Source organism: Kitasatospora sp. NPDC088134, assembly GCF_044741705.1.
GTDB lineage: Bacteria > Actinomycetota > Actinomycetes > Streptomycetales > Streptomycetaceae > Kitasatospora.
Genome location: NZ_JBIUTD010000002.1, coordinates 63152 through 79662 on the forward strand (window position 1 = coordinate 63152; position 16511 = coordinate 79662).

10 protein-coding genes are annotated in these 16511 nt (G+C 76.3%); 8 read left to right on the forward strand and 2 right to left on the reverse strand.

All coding sequences use genetic code 11. From position 1 onward, the window contains the following. Positions 1–7: 7 nt before the first annotated feature. Both ACIOHG_RS03875 and ACIOHG_RS03880 read left to right on the forward strand, forming a co-directional pair. Positions 8–2482, forward strand: coding sequence for an SUKH-4 family immunity protein (locus tag ACIOHG_RS03875; protein ID WP_400944965.1), 2475 nt, complete (start codon positions 8–10; stop codon positions 2480–2482). Between the two features lie 172 nt (positions 2483–2654). Beyond that, positions 2655–4028, forward strand: a complete 1374-nt coding sequence (locus tag ACIOHG_RS03880) for a hypothetical protein (RefSeq protein WP_400944967.1) — start codon at positions 2655–2657, stop codon at positions 4026–4028. A gap of 45 nt (positions 4029–4073) precedes the next feature. Here the strand turns inward: ACIOHG_RS03880 and ACIOHG_RS03885 are convergent, their stop codons facing one another. Continuing rightward, on the reverse strand, positions 4074–5381 hold the full coding sequence (locus tag ACIOHG_RS03885) for a nucleotide sugar dehydrogenase (RefSeq protein ID WP_400944969.1): 1308 nt from the start codon (positions 5379–5381) through the stop codon (positions 4074–4076). A 567-nt stretch (positions 5382–5948) separates the two neighbouring features. Here ACIOHG_RS03885 and mfd point away from each other — a divergent pair. The 3 genes from mfd (at position 5949) to ACIOHG_RS03900 (ending at position 11962) form a co-directional block, all read left to right on the forward strand. Further along, a complete protein-coding gene (gene mfd / locus ACIOHG_RS03890) occupies positions 5949–9557 on the forward strand; it encodes a transcription-repair coupling factor (protein WP_400944971.1) in 3609 nt (1202 codons plus the stop codon). Positions 9558–9755: 198 nt separating this feature from the next. Then, positions 9756–10382, forward strand: a complete 627-nt coding sequence (locus ACIOHG_RS03895) for a hypothetical protein (RefSeq protein WP_400944973.1) — start codon at positions 9756–9758, stop codon at positions 10380–10382. Continuing rightward, entirely contained in the window at positions 10379–11962 is a 1584-nt protein-coding gene (locus ACIOHG_RS03900; protein WP_400944975.1) for a protein kinase, read from the forward strand. The genes ACIOHG_RS03895 and ACIOHG_RS03900 overlap by 4 nt, the downstream gene beginning before the upstream one ends. Before the next feature lie 7 nt (positions 11963–11969). On the opposite strand, the gene ACIOHG_RS03905 is transcribed toward ACIOHG_RS03900, so the two are convergent. Next, the gene (locus ACIOHG_RS03905) at positions 11970–13781 is read right to left on the reverse strand and encodes a glycosyl hydrolase family 28-related protein (protein ID WP_400944977.1); all 1812 of its coding nucleotides are present in this window, start codon (positions 13779–13781) and stop codon (positions 11970–11972) included. A gap of 217 nt (positions 13782–13998) precedes the next feature. Between ACIOHG_RS03905 and ACIOHG_RS03910 the strand changes: the two genes are divergently transcribed. The 3 genes from ACIOHG_RS03910 to ACIOHG_RS03920 all read left to right on the forward strand — a co-directional run bounded on the left by ACIOHG_RS03910 (position 13999) and on the right by ACIOHG_RS03920 (position 16457). Next, positions 13999–14637 (forward strand): SurA N-terminal domain-containing protein, encoded by a 639-nt coding sequence (locus tag ACIOHG_RS03910; RefSeq protein WP_400944979.1) that lies wholly within the window; start codon positions 13999–14001, stop codon positions 14635–14637. Positions 14638–15052: 415 nt separating this feature from the next. Next, positions 15053–15409 (forward strand): hypothetical protein, encoded by a 357-nt coding sequence (locus tag ACIOHG_RS03915; RefSeq protein WP_400944981.1) that lies wholly within the window; start codon positions 15053–15055, stop codon positions 15407–15409. 49 nt (positions 15410–15458) lie between these two features. Continuing rightward, entirely contained in the window at positions 15459–16457 is a 999-nt protein-coding gene (locus ACIOHG_RS03920; protein ID WP_400944983.1) for a MazG family protein, read from the forward strand. The last annotated feature ends 54 nt before the right edge of the window (positions 16458–16511 follow it).

A 16511-nucleotide genomic window follows, 5' to 3' on the forward strand; every position in this document is an offset into this window, starting at 1 on the left:
ACGAGACGTGGTGACCACGTACGCGCAGGCGCAGGAGACCGCCGAGGACTGGATCAACGCCGGGGTGCCGCGCTCGCAGCACCGCGAGGTGAAGGTCCGCGAGTTCGACCTCGGCTACGTCTGCTGGGCCGTCGACGGCAGCGAGACCGGTGGCGGCCCCGGCACCTCGCCGCGCCTGGTGATCGCCCGCGACAGCGGCGCCAGCACGCTCTGGCCGCCGCTGCCGGTCAACGAGGTGGTCCGGCAGTTCGAGGAGCTGTACGGCGCCCCGAGCGAGCCCAACCCGGCCGGCCCGGCCAAGCCGGTCCGCGGCGCGGTCGAGGCGACTTCCTTCCTGCTCAGCCCCCCGCAGTGGCTCCAGGAGGCCGGGGCGGCCGCGATCGCGGCCGAGGCCGCGAGCCTGGGCGGCAACGCCGGTCCGGGCGGGAACGTTCCCGCGCCGCCCGCGCCGCCGGTGTCCGCCGCGCCGCCGGCCCGCCTGCCGGAGCCCGGCGGGGAGGGCCCCAGCTACTTCACGGGTGCCACCGGGACCCCCGCGCCCGGCACGCCCGTCCCGCCGCCGCCCGGTTCGGAGGCCGCGACGGTGCTCGCCCCCGGGGTGCCGTTCCCGTCCGGTGACGGCCCGTCAACCCCGTTCCCCGGCGCCCCGGTTCCGCCCCCGCCGGGCTCCGAGGCGGCGACCGTGCTCGCGCCCGGCCTGCCGTTCCCGCCCGACGGCCCGGCGGGCCCCGTGCCGCCGCCACCCGGGGCCACCCCGCCGTTCCCCGCGCCCGGCGCGGACCCGGCGGCCACGCTGCTCGCCCCGCCGCCCGGCGCCACCCCGCCGTACCCCGTCGGCGGCCCGCCCGGGGCGGTCCCGCCCCCGCCCGGGGCGCCTGCCCCCGGTGTGCCCGGGCTGGAGCACGCCGCGACCATGCTCGCCACCGACGGCCCGCCCGGGCTGATGGGCCTGCCCGGCGCCCCCGGTCGACCCGGCGGCCCCGCCCCGGCCGGTCGCGGCGGTGCCGGCGCACCCCCGCCGCCCCCGCCCGGCCAGCTGCTGGCCAACGGCGGCGGCCCGGCGCCCTCCGGCACCGGTCGCGGCGGCCCCGGCACCCCGCCGCCGCCCCCGCCGAACGAGCTGCTGCCGAACACCGGCGGCGGCCCCGCGTCCTCCGGCACCGGCCGGGGCGGCCCCGGCGCGCCCCCGCCGCCCGCCCCCGGCGAGCTGCGCCCCGACGGCGGACAGCCGGCCCCGGCCGCCCCGCCGACCGCGGCGCCCGCCGCCGGGTCCGAGGCCGCCGCCGTGGCGTACCAGGCGACCCAGCTGGCCCCGGCGATCGAGCTGCCCGTGCCGCCGCCGGGCGGCGCCGTCCCGCCGCCGTTCCCCGGTGCGCCGCAGGGGGCCCCGTTCCAGGCCCCGCCGCCGTTCCCGGGCGCGCCGGTGCCCCCGCCGCAGGGCGCGCCGTTCCCGCCGCCGGGCCAGGGCTTCCCGCCCGGCGGTCCGGCCCCGGCCGCGCCGCCGTCCGGCACGCCCACCATCGGCCCCGGCTCGACCGCGGTGGTCAACTACCGGGCGCCGGACGGCTCCGAGCGCAGCCTGGTGATGACCTCCGAGCCGGGCACCCCGCACCCGGAGTGGAAGGCGCTGCAGGAGCTGCGCCGCCTCGGCGTGCCGCCGGACCAGGTGCTGGAGGTGCACACCGACCTGGAGCTGTGCGACCTGCCGGCCGGCTACTGCGCCCGGATGGTCAAGGCGTCCTGGCCGAACGCCCGGATCAGCCACACCGCCCCGTACGGCCGGGACACCGCGGCCCGGCAGGCCGGCATGGCGGTGCTGAACGAGCACGTCGAGCAGCTGCACCAGCTGGTGTCCGCGCCGCCGCGCCCGCGCACCGTCCGGGTGCCGCTGCCCGCGCCGGGCTCGGTGCCGCCGTCGCCGGTGCCGCCGCCGCAGCAGCTGGCCGGCGAGTTCGGGCAGCTGTTCGGCCACGGAATGTTCCGGTTCGAGCAGCGTGCGGTGGCCCGGCAGGGCGTGCCGGAGCCGGTCGCGCAGACCCTGATGTGGGTCGGCCTGCCGCGCGAGTTCCCGCCGTTCTTCTGGGCCCAGGCCCAGGAGGGCCGGCCGATCCCGACGCTGGCCGAGCTGGCCGCCGAGCGCGGCCTGCCGCCCGGCCCGGACTTCGGCGGCTACCTGGTGCTCGGCAACGACTACGGCCGGCAGCTGTGCGTCCAGTACGGCACGGCCGCGGTGGTCGCCGTGGACGTAGAGAACCCGGCCGAGCCGCCCCGGTTCGTCAACAGCGGCGTCCCCGAGTTCGTCCACTGCCTGCTGGTGCTGGCCCGGATGTGGCGGCTGCGCCACGGGCTGACCCCCGAGCAGGCGGGCCGCTGGACCACCGACTTCCAGGCCCAGCTGCTGGCCGCCGACCCGGCGGCCCTGCAGACCCCCGAGAGCTGGTGGGCGGTCCTGGTCGAACAGCTCTGGGACGGCCTGCTGTAGGCGGTCCGCCGCACCCCGCCCCGCGGCCGGTTCGCCCGGCCGCGCGGCAGTGGCCTGTTTGGTTTGCGTTCGTATCTGCGCAAAATAGGTCAATGGGACGGCATCGCCGCCCCACCCGAACCACGCACCCGGCGGGGCTGCGCAGCCCGCGAGCACGAGGAGAACAGCCGAAATGAGCGACGCCGTGTCCCAGTACGGCTTCACCGTCTCCCGGCGCGGCTACGCGCCCGACCAGGTCGACGCGGCCGTCACCGCGCTCAGCCGGGACCGCGACCGGGCCTGGGAGCGGCTGAGCGTGCTCGGCGCCGGGCTGCGCGAGATGGAGAAGCGCCTCGCCGACGTCCGGCAGGCCGCCGAGGACGCCCCCGACCCCGACTTCGGCGAGCTCAGCGACCAGGCCGCGGCCCTGCTCGGGATCGCCCTGAACGAGGCCGACGCCATCCACGCCAAGGCCAAGCGCTCCGGCGAGGACGCCCGGGACGCCGCGCACGAGGCCGGCGAGGCCGCCGCCCGGGACGCCAAGGAGTACGCCGCCAAGCTGCGGGAGGCCGCCGACCAGGCCGCCCGCCGCACCGACGAGCGCTCCCGGGCCGAGGCCGAGCGGATCCGCGCCGAGGCCGACGCCGAGGCCCGGGCCGTGGTGCACGCCGCGACCGGCCACGCCGCCCGGGTCCGGGTCTCCGCCGCGCAGGCCTCCGAGCAGTCCGAGGCCGCGCTCGCCGAGCGCCGCCGGAAGGCCGACGTGGAGGTCGCCCTCGCCGAGACCAAGGCCGACGAGGCGGTCGCGAAGATCACCGCCGACGCCGAGCGCCGGGTCCGGGAGGCCGAGCAGCACCGCGAGGCGATGCTCGCCGAGGCCCGCCGGCTGGACACCGACGCCCAGGCCAAGGCCGACGCCGCGCTGGCCGGGGCCCGGGAGAAGGCCGCCCGGATCAAGATCGCCAGCGAGCGGGAGCAGGCCGACTTCACCAAGCGCCTCGACAAGGTGCAGACCCACCTGGACCACATCAAGGGCACCCTGGCCTCGCTCACCGGCGCCGCCGTCGGCGCCGTCGAGGAGGTCGACCTCGGCGCGCTGAAGGCCGACCTGGCCAAGGCGGTCGGGGACAAGGCGGTCGGGGACAAGCCGGTCGGGGACAAGGCGCCTGCCGGCAAGGCTCCCGCCGACAAGCCGGTCGCCGACAAGCCGACCACCGCCCCGGCCGTGGACCAGCCCACCACCGTCCTCAAGCCCGTCCTGGACAAGGAGCCCGCGGACCGGGCCCCCGCCGGGCAGCCCCGGGCCGAGGACCCGCGCAAGCCCTACGCCGCGCCCGAGGCCGCTCCGCCGGCCAAGCCCGCGAGCTTCGCCAAGGAGCCGCTCCCGGCCGCGCCCGCGACCCCGCCGGCCGCCCCGCCGAAGCCCGGGACGGCCCCGGCTCCGGCCCCGGCCGCCGAGCCCGCGCCCGAGGCCGAGACCAAGATCATCCCGAAGATCGTGATCGTGGACGACGGTATCGACCACGACACCCGCCCGGACCGCAACCGCATCCAGCGCAAGGGCTGAGCCGCCACCGCCCCGGGCCCCGCGAAGGGCCCGGGGCGGTGCGGGTCAGAGCACCTCGACGGCGGCGCCGGTCAGGCGGCGGCGGCAGTCCAGGACGTACCGGGCGTGCTCGGTGATCGCCGCGTAGTCGAACTCGTCGTGGTCGGCGAGCAGGACCACCGCGTCGGCGGCGGCCAGCTCCTCGGGGGTGGCCTCGACCCGGCGGACGCCGGCCAGCGGGCCGCCGTCGTGCTCGGCGGCGCGCTGGCCAGGGATGTGCGGCTCGGCGACGTGCACGCCCGCCACCACGTGCGGGTCGGCGGCCCGGACCTCGGCGCCCATCCGGGTCAGCAGCTCGACCACCCGGGCGGCGGGCGTCTCGCGGGCGTCGCCGGTGTTCTTCTTGTACGCCAGGCCGAGCACCAGCACCCGGGAGCCGTTGACCGAGCGGCGCCGCTGGTTGAGCGCGTCGGCGAGGCGGCGCACCACGTAGTCGGGCATGTGGCTGTTGACGTCGTTGGCCAGCTCGACGAAGCGGAAGGACTGGCCGAGGGCGCGCTCCACCCGCCAGGACAGGTAGGACGGGTCGATCGGCAGGCAGTGCCCGCCGACGCCGGGGCCGGGGGTGAAGCGGAGGAAGCCGAAGGGCTTGGTGGAGGCCGCGTCGATGGCCTCCCAGACGTCGATGCCCAGGTCGTGGGCGAACATCGCCAGCTCGTTGACCAGCGCGATGTTGACGTGCCGGAAGGTGTTCTCCAGTAGCTTCGTCAGCTCGGCCTCCTTGCAGGAGGACACCGGTACCGTCCGCTCGACCAGCTGCCCGTAGAAGTCGCCGACGGCGGCCAGGCCCGCGGGCGTCGTCCCGGAGACCACCTTCGGGGTGTTCTCCAGCTTCCACACCGGGTTGCCCGGGTCGATCCGCTCCGGGCTGTAGCCGAGGTGGAAGTCGGCGCCGGCCCGCAGGCCGGAGCCGGCCTCCAGCAGCGGGGCGAGCAGTTCCTCGGTGGTGCCGGGGTAGGTGGTGGACTCCAGCACCACGGTCGCGCCGGCCTTCAGGTGCCGGGCCAGCAGCTTCGCGGACGCCTCGATGTAGGAGAGGTCGGGCACGCCGTCCCGGAGCGGGGTGGGGACGGTGATCACGGCGACGTCGAAGCCCGCCACGTCGGCCGGGTCGGCGGTCGGCAGGTACCGCCCGGAGTCCAGCAGCGGGCGCAGCCGCTCGCCCGGGATGTCCTCCACGTAGGACTCGCCGACGGCGAGCCGCTTGATCCGGCGTTCGTCCACGTCGTACCCGACGACCCGGTGGCCGACCTCGGCGGCGCGAACCGCGAGCGGGAGTCCGACGTAGCCCTGACCTGCGATGACAACGCGCATGACGAAGTAACCCCCTGGAAATGACCGGCGTCCCCACACCTTCTTCACACGAGGGTACGGAGCCGCGGCCTCCGTGCGGGGCGCTTCGCCCGAAGTGGCCGGGGACGGTCGGGGCGGGTCCGCGGACGGGCGCGGCGGGCCGTGTGCGAACGCGGCGACGCCGAGATCCGCGGCGCCCGCCGGAGCGGGCGCCGCGAGTCCCGGCGTGAGTGGCACGGGCGCCCCCACCCAGGGTCGCCCGGCCTTCGCACTCCCGACCCCCATCGAGGTGCGACCGCGCTTCCGCAACCATCCCCCACGGTTGGGTGCGGCCTGCGCTGAGCTCAATCCTGCGCGGTGACCATGGACGCACAGTGACAGCAATGTGTCGACCGCATGATCTCTGGACGAGCCGCGTCGAATACCGGTGAGTTCGGGCCGACCGGCCGGTCGGGCCGCCGCGCCGCGTACCCGGGCGCGGCGCGGCGTAGGCTGGACACCCCCCGGGCGCACCGCGTTCCGGGCCTGTCGCGCTGCCCGGCCGCCCCGCGGGCGCCGGGCCACTCCCCGCCGTGGAGAACTTGACGTATGAGCCTGTCCGGACTGCTCGATGTCGTCGTACGGGACGCCGCCCTCGCCGAGGCGATCGAGGCGGCGGCCACGGGACACAGGCAGCACCTCGACCTGGTCGGCCCACCCGCTGCCCGGCCGTTCGCCATCGCCGCGCTGGCCCGCTCGCTGGCCGCCCGCGCCGGTGAGCGGGGCCGCCCGGTGCTGGCGGTGACCGCCACCGGCCGGGAGGCCGAGGACCTCGCCGCCTCGCTGCGCTCGCTGCTGCCCCCCGACGCGGTGGCCGAGTTCCCGGCCTGGGAGACGCTGCCGCACGAGCGGCTCTCCCCGCGCTCGGACACCGTCGGCCGCCGCCTCGCGGTGCTCCGCCGGATCGTCCACCCCAGGGCCGACGACCCGGCCGCCGGGCCGGTGCAGGTGGTGGTCGCGCCGGTGCGCAGCGTGCTCCAGCCGCAGGTCAAGGGCCTGGCCGAGCTGGAGCCGGTGGCGCTGCGCCGGGGCGAGCAGCACGACCTGGACGAGGTGGCCCGCAAGCTGGCGGCCGCCGCCTACGTCCGGGTCGAACTGGTCGAGAAGCGCGGCGAGTTCGCCGTCCGCGGCGGCATCCTGGACGTCTTCCCGCCGACCGAGGAGCACCCGCTGCGGGTGGAGTTCTGGGGCGACGACGTCGAGGAGATCCGCTACTTCAAGGTCGCCGACCAGCGCTCGCTGGAGATCGCCGAGCACGGGCTGTGGGCGCCGCCCTGCCGGGAGCTGCTGCTGACCGACCAGGTGCGCGCCCGGGCGGCCGAACTCGCGGCGGAGCACCCCGAGTTGGGCGAGATCCTGGACAAGATCGCGCAGGGCATCGCGGTCGAGGGCATGGAGTCGCTGGCCCCGGTGCTGGTCGACGACATGGAACTGCTGCTGGACGTGCTGCCGGCCGGCTCGGTCGCGGTGGTCTGCGACCCGGAGCGGGTCCGCACCCGGGCCGCCGACCTGGTCGCCACCAGCCAGGAGTTCCTGGCGGCGTCCTGGGTGGCCGCGGCGGCGGGTGCCGACCGGCCGATCGACCTGGAGGTGATCGACGTCTCGGCGGCCTCGCTGCGGTCGCTGGCGGACGTCCGCGAGCACGCGGCGGGCATCGGCCTGCCCTGGTGGTCGGTCAGCCCGTTCGCCACCAGCGACTCCAGTGTCAACGGCATCCTCGAACGCGACGCCGACACCCTCACCCTCGGCATGCACGCCGTGGAGGCGTACCGGGGCGACACCGCGCGGGCGATCGCCGACGCCAAGGAGCGGCTGGCCGCCGACTGGCGGGTCGTCATGGTGACGGAGGGCCACGGCCCGGCGTCCCGGCTGGCGGAGGTGCTCGGCAACGAGGGCATCGCGGCCCGGCTGGTCGCCGACCTCGACGGGGCCCCGACCCGGGACGTGGTCCACGTCTCCTGCGGCTCGATCGAACACGGCTTCGTGGACGAGGAGTTGAAGCTCACCGTCATCACCGAGACCGACCTGTCCGGCCAGAAGTCCTCCACCAAGGACATGCGCCGGATGCCGTCCCGCCGCCGCAACGCGGTCGACCCGCTGACGCTGGCGGCCGGCGACTACGTGGTGCACGAGCAGCACGGCGTCGGCCGGTACGTGGAGATGGTGCAGCGCACCGTGCAGGGCGCCACCCGCGAGTACCTGGTGCTGGAGTACGCGCCCGCCAAGCGCGGCCACCCCGGCGACCGGCTGTTCGTGCCGACCGACCAGCTCGACCAGGTCACCAAGTACGTCGGCGGTGAGGCCCCGACGCTGCACCGGCTCGGCGGCGCGGACTGGGCGAAGACCAAGCAGCGGGCCAAGAAGGCGGTCAAGGAGATCGCCGCCGACCTGATCAAGCTGTACTCGGCCCGGATGGCGGCCCCCGGCCACGCCTTCGGCCCGGACACCCCGTGGCAGCGCGAACTGGAGGACGCCTTCCCGTACGCGGAGACGCCCGACCAGCTGACCACCATCGGCGAGGTCAAGTCGGACATGGAGAAGTCCGTCCCGATGGACCGGCTGATCTGCGGCGACGTCGGCTACGGCAAGACCGAGATCGCTGTGCGCGCGGCCTTCAAGGCGGTGCAGGACGGCAAGCAGGTGGCGGTGCTGGTGCCGACCACACTGCTGGTGCAGCAGCACTTCTCGACCTTCGCCGAGCGGTACGCCAACTTCCCGGTCACCGTGAAGGCGCTGTCCCGCTTCCAGACCGACACCGAGGCGAAGGCCGTCCTGGAGGGCCTGTTCGAGGGCTCGGTGGACGTGGTGATCGGCACCCACCGGCTGTTCTCCTCGGAGACCAGGTTCAAGGACCTCGGCCTGGTCATCGTCGACGAGGAGCAGCGCTTCGGCGTCGAGCACAAGGAGCAGCTGAAGAAGCTGCGGGCCAACGTGGACGTGCTGACCATGTCCGCGACCCCGATCCCGCGCACCCTGGAGATGGCGGTCACCGGCATCCGCGAGATGTCCACCATCACCACCCCGCCGGAGGAGCGGCACCCGGTGCTGACCTTCGTCGGCCCGTACGACGAGAAGCAGATCTCGGCCGCGATCCGGCGCGAACTGCTGCGCGAGGGCCAGGTGTTCTACATCCACAACCGGGTCGAGTCGATCGACAAGGCGGCCGCCCGGCTGAAGGACCTGGTGCCGGAGGCGCGGATCGCCACCGCGCACGGGCAGATGGGGGAGACCCAGCTGGAGAAGGTGGTGGTCGACTTCTGGGAGAAGGAGTTCGACGTCCTGGTCTCCACCACGATCGTCGAGTCCGGCATCGACATCTCCAACGCCAACACGCTGATCGTCGAGCGCGGCGACACCTTCGGCCTGTCCCAGCTGCACCAGCTGCGCGGCCGGGTCGGCCGCGGCCGGGAGCGCGGCTACGCGTACATGCTGTACCCGCCGGAGAAGCCGCTGACCGAGACCGCGCACGAGCGGCTCGCCACCATCGCCCAGCACACCGAGATGGGCGCGGGCATGTACGTGGCGATGAAGGATCTGGAGATCCGCGGCGCCGGCAACCTGCTCGGCGGCGAGCAGTCCGGCCACATCGCGGGCGTCGGCTTCGACCTCTACATGCGGATGGTCGGCGAGGCCGTCGCGGAGTTCCGCGAGTCGCTGGAGGGCGGGGGCGGCGAGCCGGAGGAGGAGCCGCTGGAGGTGAAGATCGAGCTGCCGGTCGACGCGCACGTCCCGCACGACTACGCGCCCGGCGAGCGCCTGCGGCTGCAGGCGTACCGCTCGATCGCCGCCGTCAACTCCGAGCAGGACATCGCGCACGTCCGCGAGGAGCTGACGGACCGTTACGGCAAGCTGCCCGAGCCGGTGGAGAACCTGCTGCTGGTGGCGGGCCTGCGGTTGTTCGCCCGGCGCTGCGGCGTCGGCGACATCACCCTGCAGGGCAACTTCGTCCGGTTCGGCCCGGTCGAGCTGCGCGAGTCCCAGGAGCTGCGGCTGAACCGGCTCTACCCGCGCACCCAGGTGAAGTCCTCGGCCCAGCAACTGCTGGTGCCGCGGCCCAGCACCGGCAGCCGGATCGGCGGCAAGCCGCTGGTCGGGCGGGAACTGCTGGCCTGGTGCGCCGAGTTCCTCACCACGATGTTCGACGACCTGAAGCGGTAGCGGGGCCGGGAGGCTCCGACCGGGGCGCGCAGTGCGGGAGACCGCCTGCGCGCCCCGCGCCGTTCCCGCCGGAGCTGCGGATTCCGTTCGGGCCGGCACCGGACCGGCATCGACCGGGTAACGGGCGTGGGACGGTCCGTCCGGTGAAGGTAGCGTGTGCGCAGCACTGCCGAGCACCGCCGTCACCGAGGAGCGCCCATGTCCGCCCGCGCCGTGTCCGGCCCCTACCGGACCTGGGTCACGGTGGTGTGCGCCGCGATCCCGGTGCTGACCCTCGGCATCCTCGGCATGGCGCCGTCCGTGGTGCTGGCCGTCGGCCGGCGGCGCCGGGCCGACGTGGTCGGTGCGGTCGTCATCGGGCTGATGCAGCTGGTGCTGTACATCGAGATGGGCCTGACCCCGAAGGACGGTCAGATCAGCAACCTGGTCGGGGCGCTGGTCCTGGTGCCGCTGTGGATCGGCACGCCGGTGCACTTCCTGCTGATGAACCAACGCCGGTTCTGGCCGGTCACCAAGACCGACCCCGCGGCCTACGGGTACCCGCCCCAGGCGGTCGGGCCGCAGGGCTGGCCGGCCCCGACCTACCCGGCCGTGGCGTACCCCGCGTACCCGACCCCGGCGCAGCCCGCCCCGCCGGTCAACCCGTACCTGACGCCGTATCAGCCCGCCGCGCCCGTCGCACCTGCCGTCCCCGTCACGCCCGCTGCCGCGACGCCCGCCCCGGCCGCGCCCGCCGCACCGATCGCGCCCGGCCAGACCGGGGCCGCCGAGCTGCGCGAACTCGGCGAACTGCTGCGCCGGCAGGCCGGGGACGGGCAGCCGTGAGCCGGGTGGTCGGCGGGCGGTACCGGCTGGCCGAGAAGATCGGCCACGGCGGGATGGGCCAGGTCTGGGCCGCCCACGACGAGCGGCTCGAACGCCGGGTCGCGGTCAAGCTGCTGCGCGCCGACCTGCTGCCCGGCGCGACCGGCCCCGGCGACGGCCGGGACGACCTGCTGCGGCAGCGCTTCCTGCGCGAGTGCCGGATCGGCGCCGGGCTCGACCACCCCGGCCTGGTCACCGTGTACGACGCCGGCGCCGACGGCGAGGAGCTGTACCTGGTGATGCAGCGCGTCCCCGGTCTCAGCCTGGCCGACCTGGTGGCCGAGGAGGGCCCGCTGCCGGTCGAGCAGGCCGTGGCCGTCGCAGGCCAGCTCTGCGCCGCGCTCGGCGCCGTGCACGGGGCCCGGGTGGTCCACCGCGACCTGAAGCCCAGCAATGTGATGATCCGTCCGGACGGGCGGGCGGTCCTGCTCGACCTCGGCATCGCCGCCGCCCTCGACCCCGGCGCCACCCGGCTCACCCTCACCGGCAGCCCGCTCGGCAGCCCCGCCTACATGGCCCCCGAACAGGCGATGGCCGCCGAGGCCGACCACCGCAGCGACCTCTACGCGCTCGGCTGCATGCTGCACGAGATGCTGGCCGGCGAACCCCCGTTCCCCGCCCCCACCGCGCTCGGCGTGCTGCGCCGCCAGGTCGACGACCCGCCCGTCCCGCTGCGCCGGCTGCGCGCCGAGGTGCCCGCCGCGCTGGAGGCGCTGGTGCTGCGGCTGCTCGCCAAGCGCCCCGCGGAACGGCCCGCCGAGGCCGCCGAGGTGCACGCCATGCTGCTGCCGATGCTGCCCGCCCCGACCGGCCGGGTCCGCACCCGGCTGCCCGCCGTCCCCGACCCCGGCGACCCCTACCGCTACCCGCACCACCCGCAGCCCGGCCACCCCGCCGAGCCCCCGCCGCCCGCCGCCGCCGAACCCCCGCCGGCCGTCCCCGGGACGCCCCGCCCGGTGCTGCCGCACCCCGCCGCCGGGCAGGAGACGCTGGCCGGGGCCTGCGCCCGACTCTCCGACCTGGTCGGTGCCGGACGGCACGCCGAGGTGCTCGACCTGTCCGCCGCGCTGCTGCCCCGGGCCGTCGCCGAACAGGGCGAGGACGCCCCGCTGGTGCGCACCGTCCGGGCGATCCGGGCCCGCACCCTGCTCACCGAGCGGCGCTGGGCCGACGCGCTGCCCGAACTGCGCCGGCTCGCCGCCACCGCCGCCCCGCACGACCCCGCCGCCCTCGACCACCGCCGGCACGCCGCCCGCTGCCTGGAGCACCTCGGGCACCGGGCCGAGGCGCTGGCCGAGTACCGCGCGGTGCTCGCCGCGCTCCCGCCCGAGGCCCCGGCCACCGCCGAACTGCGCGAGCGGATCGGCCTGCTGCTGGCCGCCACCGGCCACGCCGCGACCGGCTGGCAGACCCTGCTGGAACTCCTGCTGGAGACCGAGCGCCGGCACGGCCCGCACCACCCCGACGTCCGCCGCCTGCGTGCCCACCTCGAACAGCTCGGCACCCACCGCACCGGCACCACCCACCCCTACCCGGGCTGAACGACCGTCAGCGCAGCGCCACCCAGAACGCGCTGGTCCCCTCGGTGGCCTGGTCGAAGGCCAGTTGCCCGGGCAGTGCGGTCAGGCCGGAGCCGGTCCGGCCGTAGCGCGGCGGGGCCCCGGGCAGGCCGAGGTTGATCGCCGAGGTGCTGACGAAGGAGCCGCGCCCGAAGCCCGGCGGGGTGGCGCCGTTGGCGAGCAGCGCCACCCAGTACGCCCCGGCGGGCAGCACGGCGGGCGCTCCCGGCGCCGGGGTCAGTGGGGCGGTCCGCACCCCGGTCGAGCTCCAGGCCGCGCTCTGGTCGCCGCCCGCGGCCAGCTGGACGCCGTTCGCCCCGTACAGGCCCACCAGGTTCTGACCGACCGTCAGGCCGGACCCCGCCGAGGTCACCGCGACCACGGCGGCGGTGACCTGCTGCGGGGTGCGCAGCAGCACCCGGACCAGCTGCAGCACGCCGGTCGCGGGCACTCCGGTGCTGCCCAGCGCGGACGGGTCGAAGGACCAGGTCAGCAGGCCCTGGTCGGCGGGGTGCGGGGACGGGTCGAGCAGCGGGGTGACGGTGTCCGCACTGGCGAAGGACAGCTGGCCGGGGCCGCTGCGCAGGCCGTCCGGGGCGGGGCGCCAGCCGGTGGCGTTGTTCGCGTACTCGCCGGTGACCAGGTTCGGGCCGGTGGACAGGCTGCCCTGCCCGTCCCAGTTGACGGCCCGGCCGCCGGCGGCGGTGGACAGCGCCGCGGCCTGCACGCCGACCGAGGCCGACCCCGTCACGGTCAGGCCGTAGTACGGGGACTCGACGTACCGGTCGGTGCCGGGGACCTTGCCGTCCGAGCGGAACGCGGTGACCACTGTGCCGGTGAGCAGTACGGCCGCGGTGCAGCCGGCCACCGAGAAGCCGGAGAACCGGCCGCCGTCGGTGCTGCCGTCCCGGCGGGCGCAGCAGCCGTCGAACTGGACGGCCGCGCCGCCGCCGATCCGCTCCAGGTGGAAGCCGTCCTGCAGGTTCTGGTCGGTGGTGCAGGCGGTGAACACCACGCCGCCGATCGGCTGGTCGTCGGTCCACTCGAAGCCGTGCCGTCCGCTGTGCTCGGAACGGCACTGCACCAGCTGGTTGTTGCTGGAGCGGGTGAAGCGCCACCCCGACAGGCCGCTGCCGAACGCCAGGCACTGCGAGAACTGGGCGTCCCGGACGTCCAGTTCGAAGCCGTTCCCGGCCGCCTTCCAGGTGGCGACCTGGTGGAACCGGACGCCGGTCGGCGCACTGCCGCCCGCCGCGGCGAGCCGGATCGCGCTGCCCCCGGTCTGCGTCACCTGGACGTTCTCCAGCAGCAGCTGGGAGACCGCGCCGGTGGCCTCCAGGCCGACCAGGGCCTGACCGGCCGGCGCGTCGGCGGCGCGCAGGGTGAGGTCCCGGATCGACACCGCGGTGCTGTTCGGGCCGGTGGCGCCGCCGATCCTGACCAGCTGGGCGCCGCTGAACGAGGCCGCCGCGTTGATCACCGTCTCGTTCTGCCCGCCGCCCGAGTACCAGGACGAGCCGCTGCCCTGCACCCTGACCCCGCTCGGCACGGTCAGCGGCGCCGAGATCCGGTAGTTGCCGTTCGGCAGCAGCACCACGTCGCCGGGGCGGGCGGCGTCCAGCGCCTGCTGCAGCTTCACGGTGTCGTCGGCCGTGCCGTCGCCCTGCGCGCCGTAGTCCGTCCGGACGTTCAGCAGGCCGGGCTGGGCCGCCGCCTCGGCCGTCCCGGTGCCGAGCGTCGCCGCCGCGCCCAGCCCGGCGCCGGCCGCCGCGGCCCGCAGCAGGTTCCGTCGGGTCGTCATGTCCCTTTCCCCCCTCGGCAGTTGTCGATCAGGTGGCCGATCCTATGCGAACGGATGTGCGGTCGAAGGGGGTTCGCGGTGGATCTCCGGGGCGTGTCCGCGCGCGGGGTCTGGCACCGGGCGGCGCCGCTCCCTATTGTTCGTCCCAGCCGTGCGCTTCCGTCGCACGCGCGCAGAGAGCACCACCGGACCGCGCTCCAGCCGCCAGGAGGCCCCAGTGATCCGCACCAGCTCCGCCCGCCGCCTGCGCGCCGCCCTCGGCGTCGCGGCCGCCGTCGCCGCGCTCACCGCCTGCGGCGCCGGACCGGCCCGCCAGGGGGCCGCCGCCGTGGTCGGCGACGAGCGGATCAGCATCGCGCAGGTCGAGGCCCGGGTCGGGGCCGTCCGCGACGGTGTGGCCGCGCAGGCCGCCGACACCCGGGCCGGCGCCGCCCAGGAGCAGCCCGGCCTGACCAGGCACGCCGTCTCCGATCTGATCCTGGCGAAGGTCGTCGACCGCGCCCTGGCCGACCGCCACCTCGACGTCAGCGCGGCCGAGGTGGACGCCGCCCGGGCCGGCGACGCCCGCACCGTCGGCAGCGACGCCGCCCTGGTCCAACTCCTGCTCACCAAGCAGGGCGTGCCCGCGGACGGCATCGACGCCTTCTACCGGCGACAGGTCGGCCTGGCCAAGCTGGCCGGCGGCCAGGACCCGTCCGGCCCCGAGGGCGACGCCGCGATCCGCAAGGCCCTGGTCGACGCCGGCACCGCCCTGCACATCACCGTCAACCCGCGCTACGGCAACTGGAACGCCGCCCGGATCGGCATGACCGACACCCTCGACAACTGGCTCCCGGCCATGCTCCCCCTCCAGTAGCGCGGCGGCGACGGCCCGGCTCGACACTCGGCGGCCGGCTGTCGGCAGGCCGGGCGTTCCTGCACCGGTGGGCGCCGCCGTCCCGGTGGCGGGGTTCCCCAGTGGTCCCAGGGCCGGTCGTCGAACCCCCGGCGCGGCCCCGCGGTGTCCGGTGCGGCGAGCGGTCCCCTCCTGTCCGAGGGCGGGTGAGGAGGGTGCGTGCCAGCCCCCCTGGGGCTGGGGGAGCCGTGGGGCAGGCGGGGGTTTGACGACAGGACCCTAGGCCCGGCTCCCCGGCCGGGGCCGCCCTCCGGTGGCGGCCGGCGGGCTCGGCCGGTCGGGCGACCGGGCCCGCGTGGTGGGGCCGGGAAGCCGCCCGGGCCGGTGAGGCTGGGCACCTCTGCCCAGCCCTGCCGCCCCGGTTGCGAGGTTCCCCGTGGTCGACCGCCGTCCGTTCCTCCCGCGACTGCTGGGCGCGCTGTGCGCGGCCCTGCTCCTCCCGCTCGCCGCGGCGCCCGCAGTGCCCGCAGTGCCCGCAGTGACCTCCGCCCCGGCGGCGCCCGGCGTCACCGCCGCCGTCGCCGTCCACCGCCCGGCCGGTCCGGCCCCGGCAGCCGAACCGGTGGCGGCCGAACCGGTGGCGGCCGACCCGATGGCGGCCGACCCCGCTCCGGTGGCCGAACTCCCCGCCGCCGGCACCCCCGAGGTGCTCCCGATGGTCGGCCTGGCCGCGCTCGGAGTCCTGCTGGCCGGCCTGCTCGCCCTGCTCGCCCGGGCCCGCCGCCGGCCCTGAGCCCGGCACCAGGCCCGGGAGCCGACCGGGGTCGCGTAAGTTCGACCTCGTGGAGACTCCGAAGCTGACCCTGTTGACCACCACCCACCGCGTCGCCCCCGGCCTGCTCTCCTGGCCCGCCTGGGACGCGCTCCGCTCCGCGCCCGCCGTGCTGGTCGGCGCCGCCGACCACCCGCAGCTGCCCGCGCTGCGCGCGGCCGGGGTCGAGCCCCGGGTGATCGAGCGCGGCTCCGCGCCCGCGCTGGCCCGCGAACTGCTGGCGCAGGCCCCCGCGGTGTGGCTGGAGAGCCCGGACGGCGACCCGGGGCTGACCGACGCGCTGGCCCGGATCGCGGTGGAGGAGGCCGGCGAGCACCCGGAGATCGAGGTGCTGCCGGGCTCGTACGACCTGCCGGGCGCCCGGCTGCTGGACCTGGTCGCGGTGATGGACCGGCTGCGCTCGCCCGGCGGCTGCCCGTGGGACGCCGAGCAGACCCACGAGAGCCTGGTGAAGTACCTGGTCGAGGAGGCGTTCGAGCTGGTCGAGGCGATCGAGGAGGGCGACCGGCCCACCCTGCGCGAGGAGCTCGGCGACGTGCTGCTCCAGGTGTTCTTCCACTCCCGGATCGCCGAGGAGCACGCCGAGGACCCGTTCTCGATCGACGACGTGGCCGGCGACATCGTGGAGAAGCTGACGTACCGCCACCCGCACGTGTTCGGCGACGTGAGCGTGACCGGCTCGGCCGAGACCGAGGCCAACTGGGAGCAGCTGAAGGCGGCCGAGAAGCAGCGCGAATCGGTGCTGGACGGTGTCCCGGCGGGCCTGCCCGCGCTGGCGTACGCGGCGAAGCTGGTCTCCCGGGTGCGCCGGGCGGAGTTCACCGGCGTGCCGGACGCGGCGTACGCGCTGCCCGCCGAGCTCACCGCGGAGTCGGCGGGGGAGCTGCTGCTGGCGGTCGCCCAGCGTGCCCACGACCGGGGCGTGGACGTGGACGCGGCCCTGCGCGCGGCGGCCCGGCGCTACCGCGCGGCGGTCCGGGCGGCCGAGGGCCTGTCGGACGAGGACTGACGGGCCGGACCGACGGGGCTGACGGGCCGGACGAGGACTGACGGGCCGGACCGA

What these genes read in the sequence shown, in the direction of transcription:
- ACIOHG_RS03885 (WP_400944969.1), bottom strand. Translation starts at nt 5,381, where the DNA reads ATGCGCGTTGTCATCGCAGGTCAGGGCTACGTCGGACTCCCGCTCGCG.
- ACIOHG_RS03880 (WP_400944967.1), top strand. Translation starts at nt 2,655, where the DNA reads ATGAGCGACGCCGTGTCCCAGTACGGCTTCACCGTCTCCCGGCGCGGC.
- ACIOHG_RS03895 (WP_400944973.1), top strand. Translation starts at nt 9,756, where the DNA reads ATGTCCGCCCGCGCCGTGTCCGGCCCCTACCGGACCTGGGTCACGGTG.
- mfd (WP_400944971.1), top strand. Translation starts at nt 5,949, where the DNA reads ATGAGCCTGTCCGGACTGCTCGATGTCGTCGTACGGGACGCCGCCCTC.
- ACIOHG_RS03905 (WP_400944977.1), bottom strand. Translation starts at nt 13,781, where the DNA reads ATGACGACCCGACGGAACCTGCTGCGGGCCGCGGCGGCCGGCGCCGGG.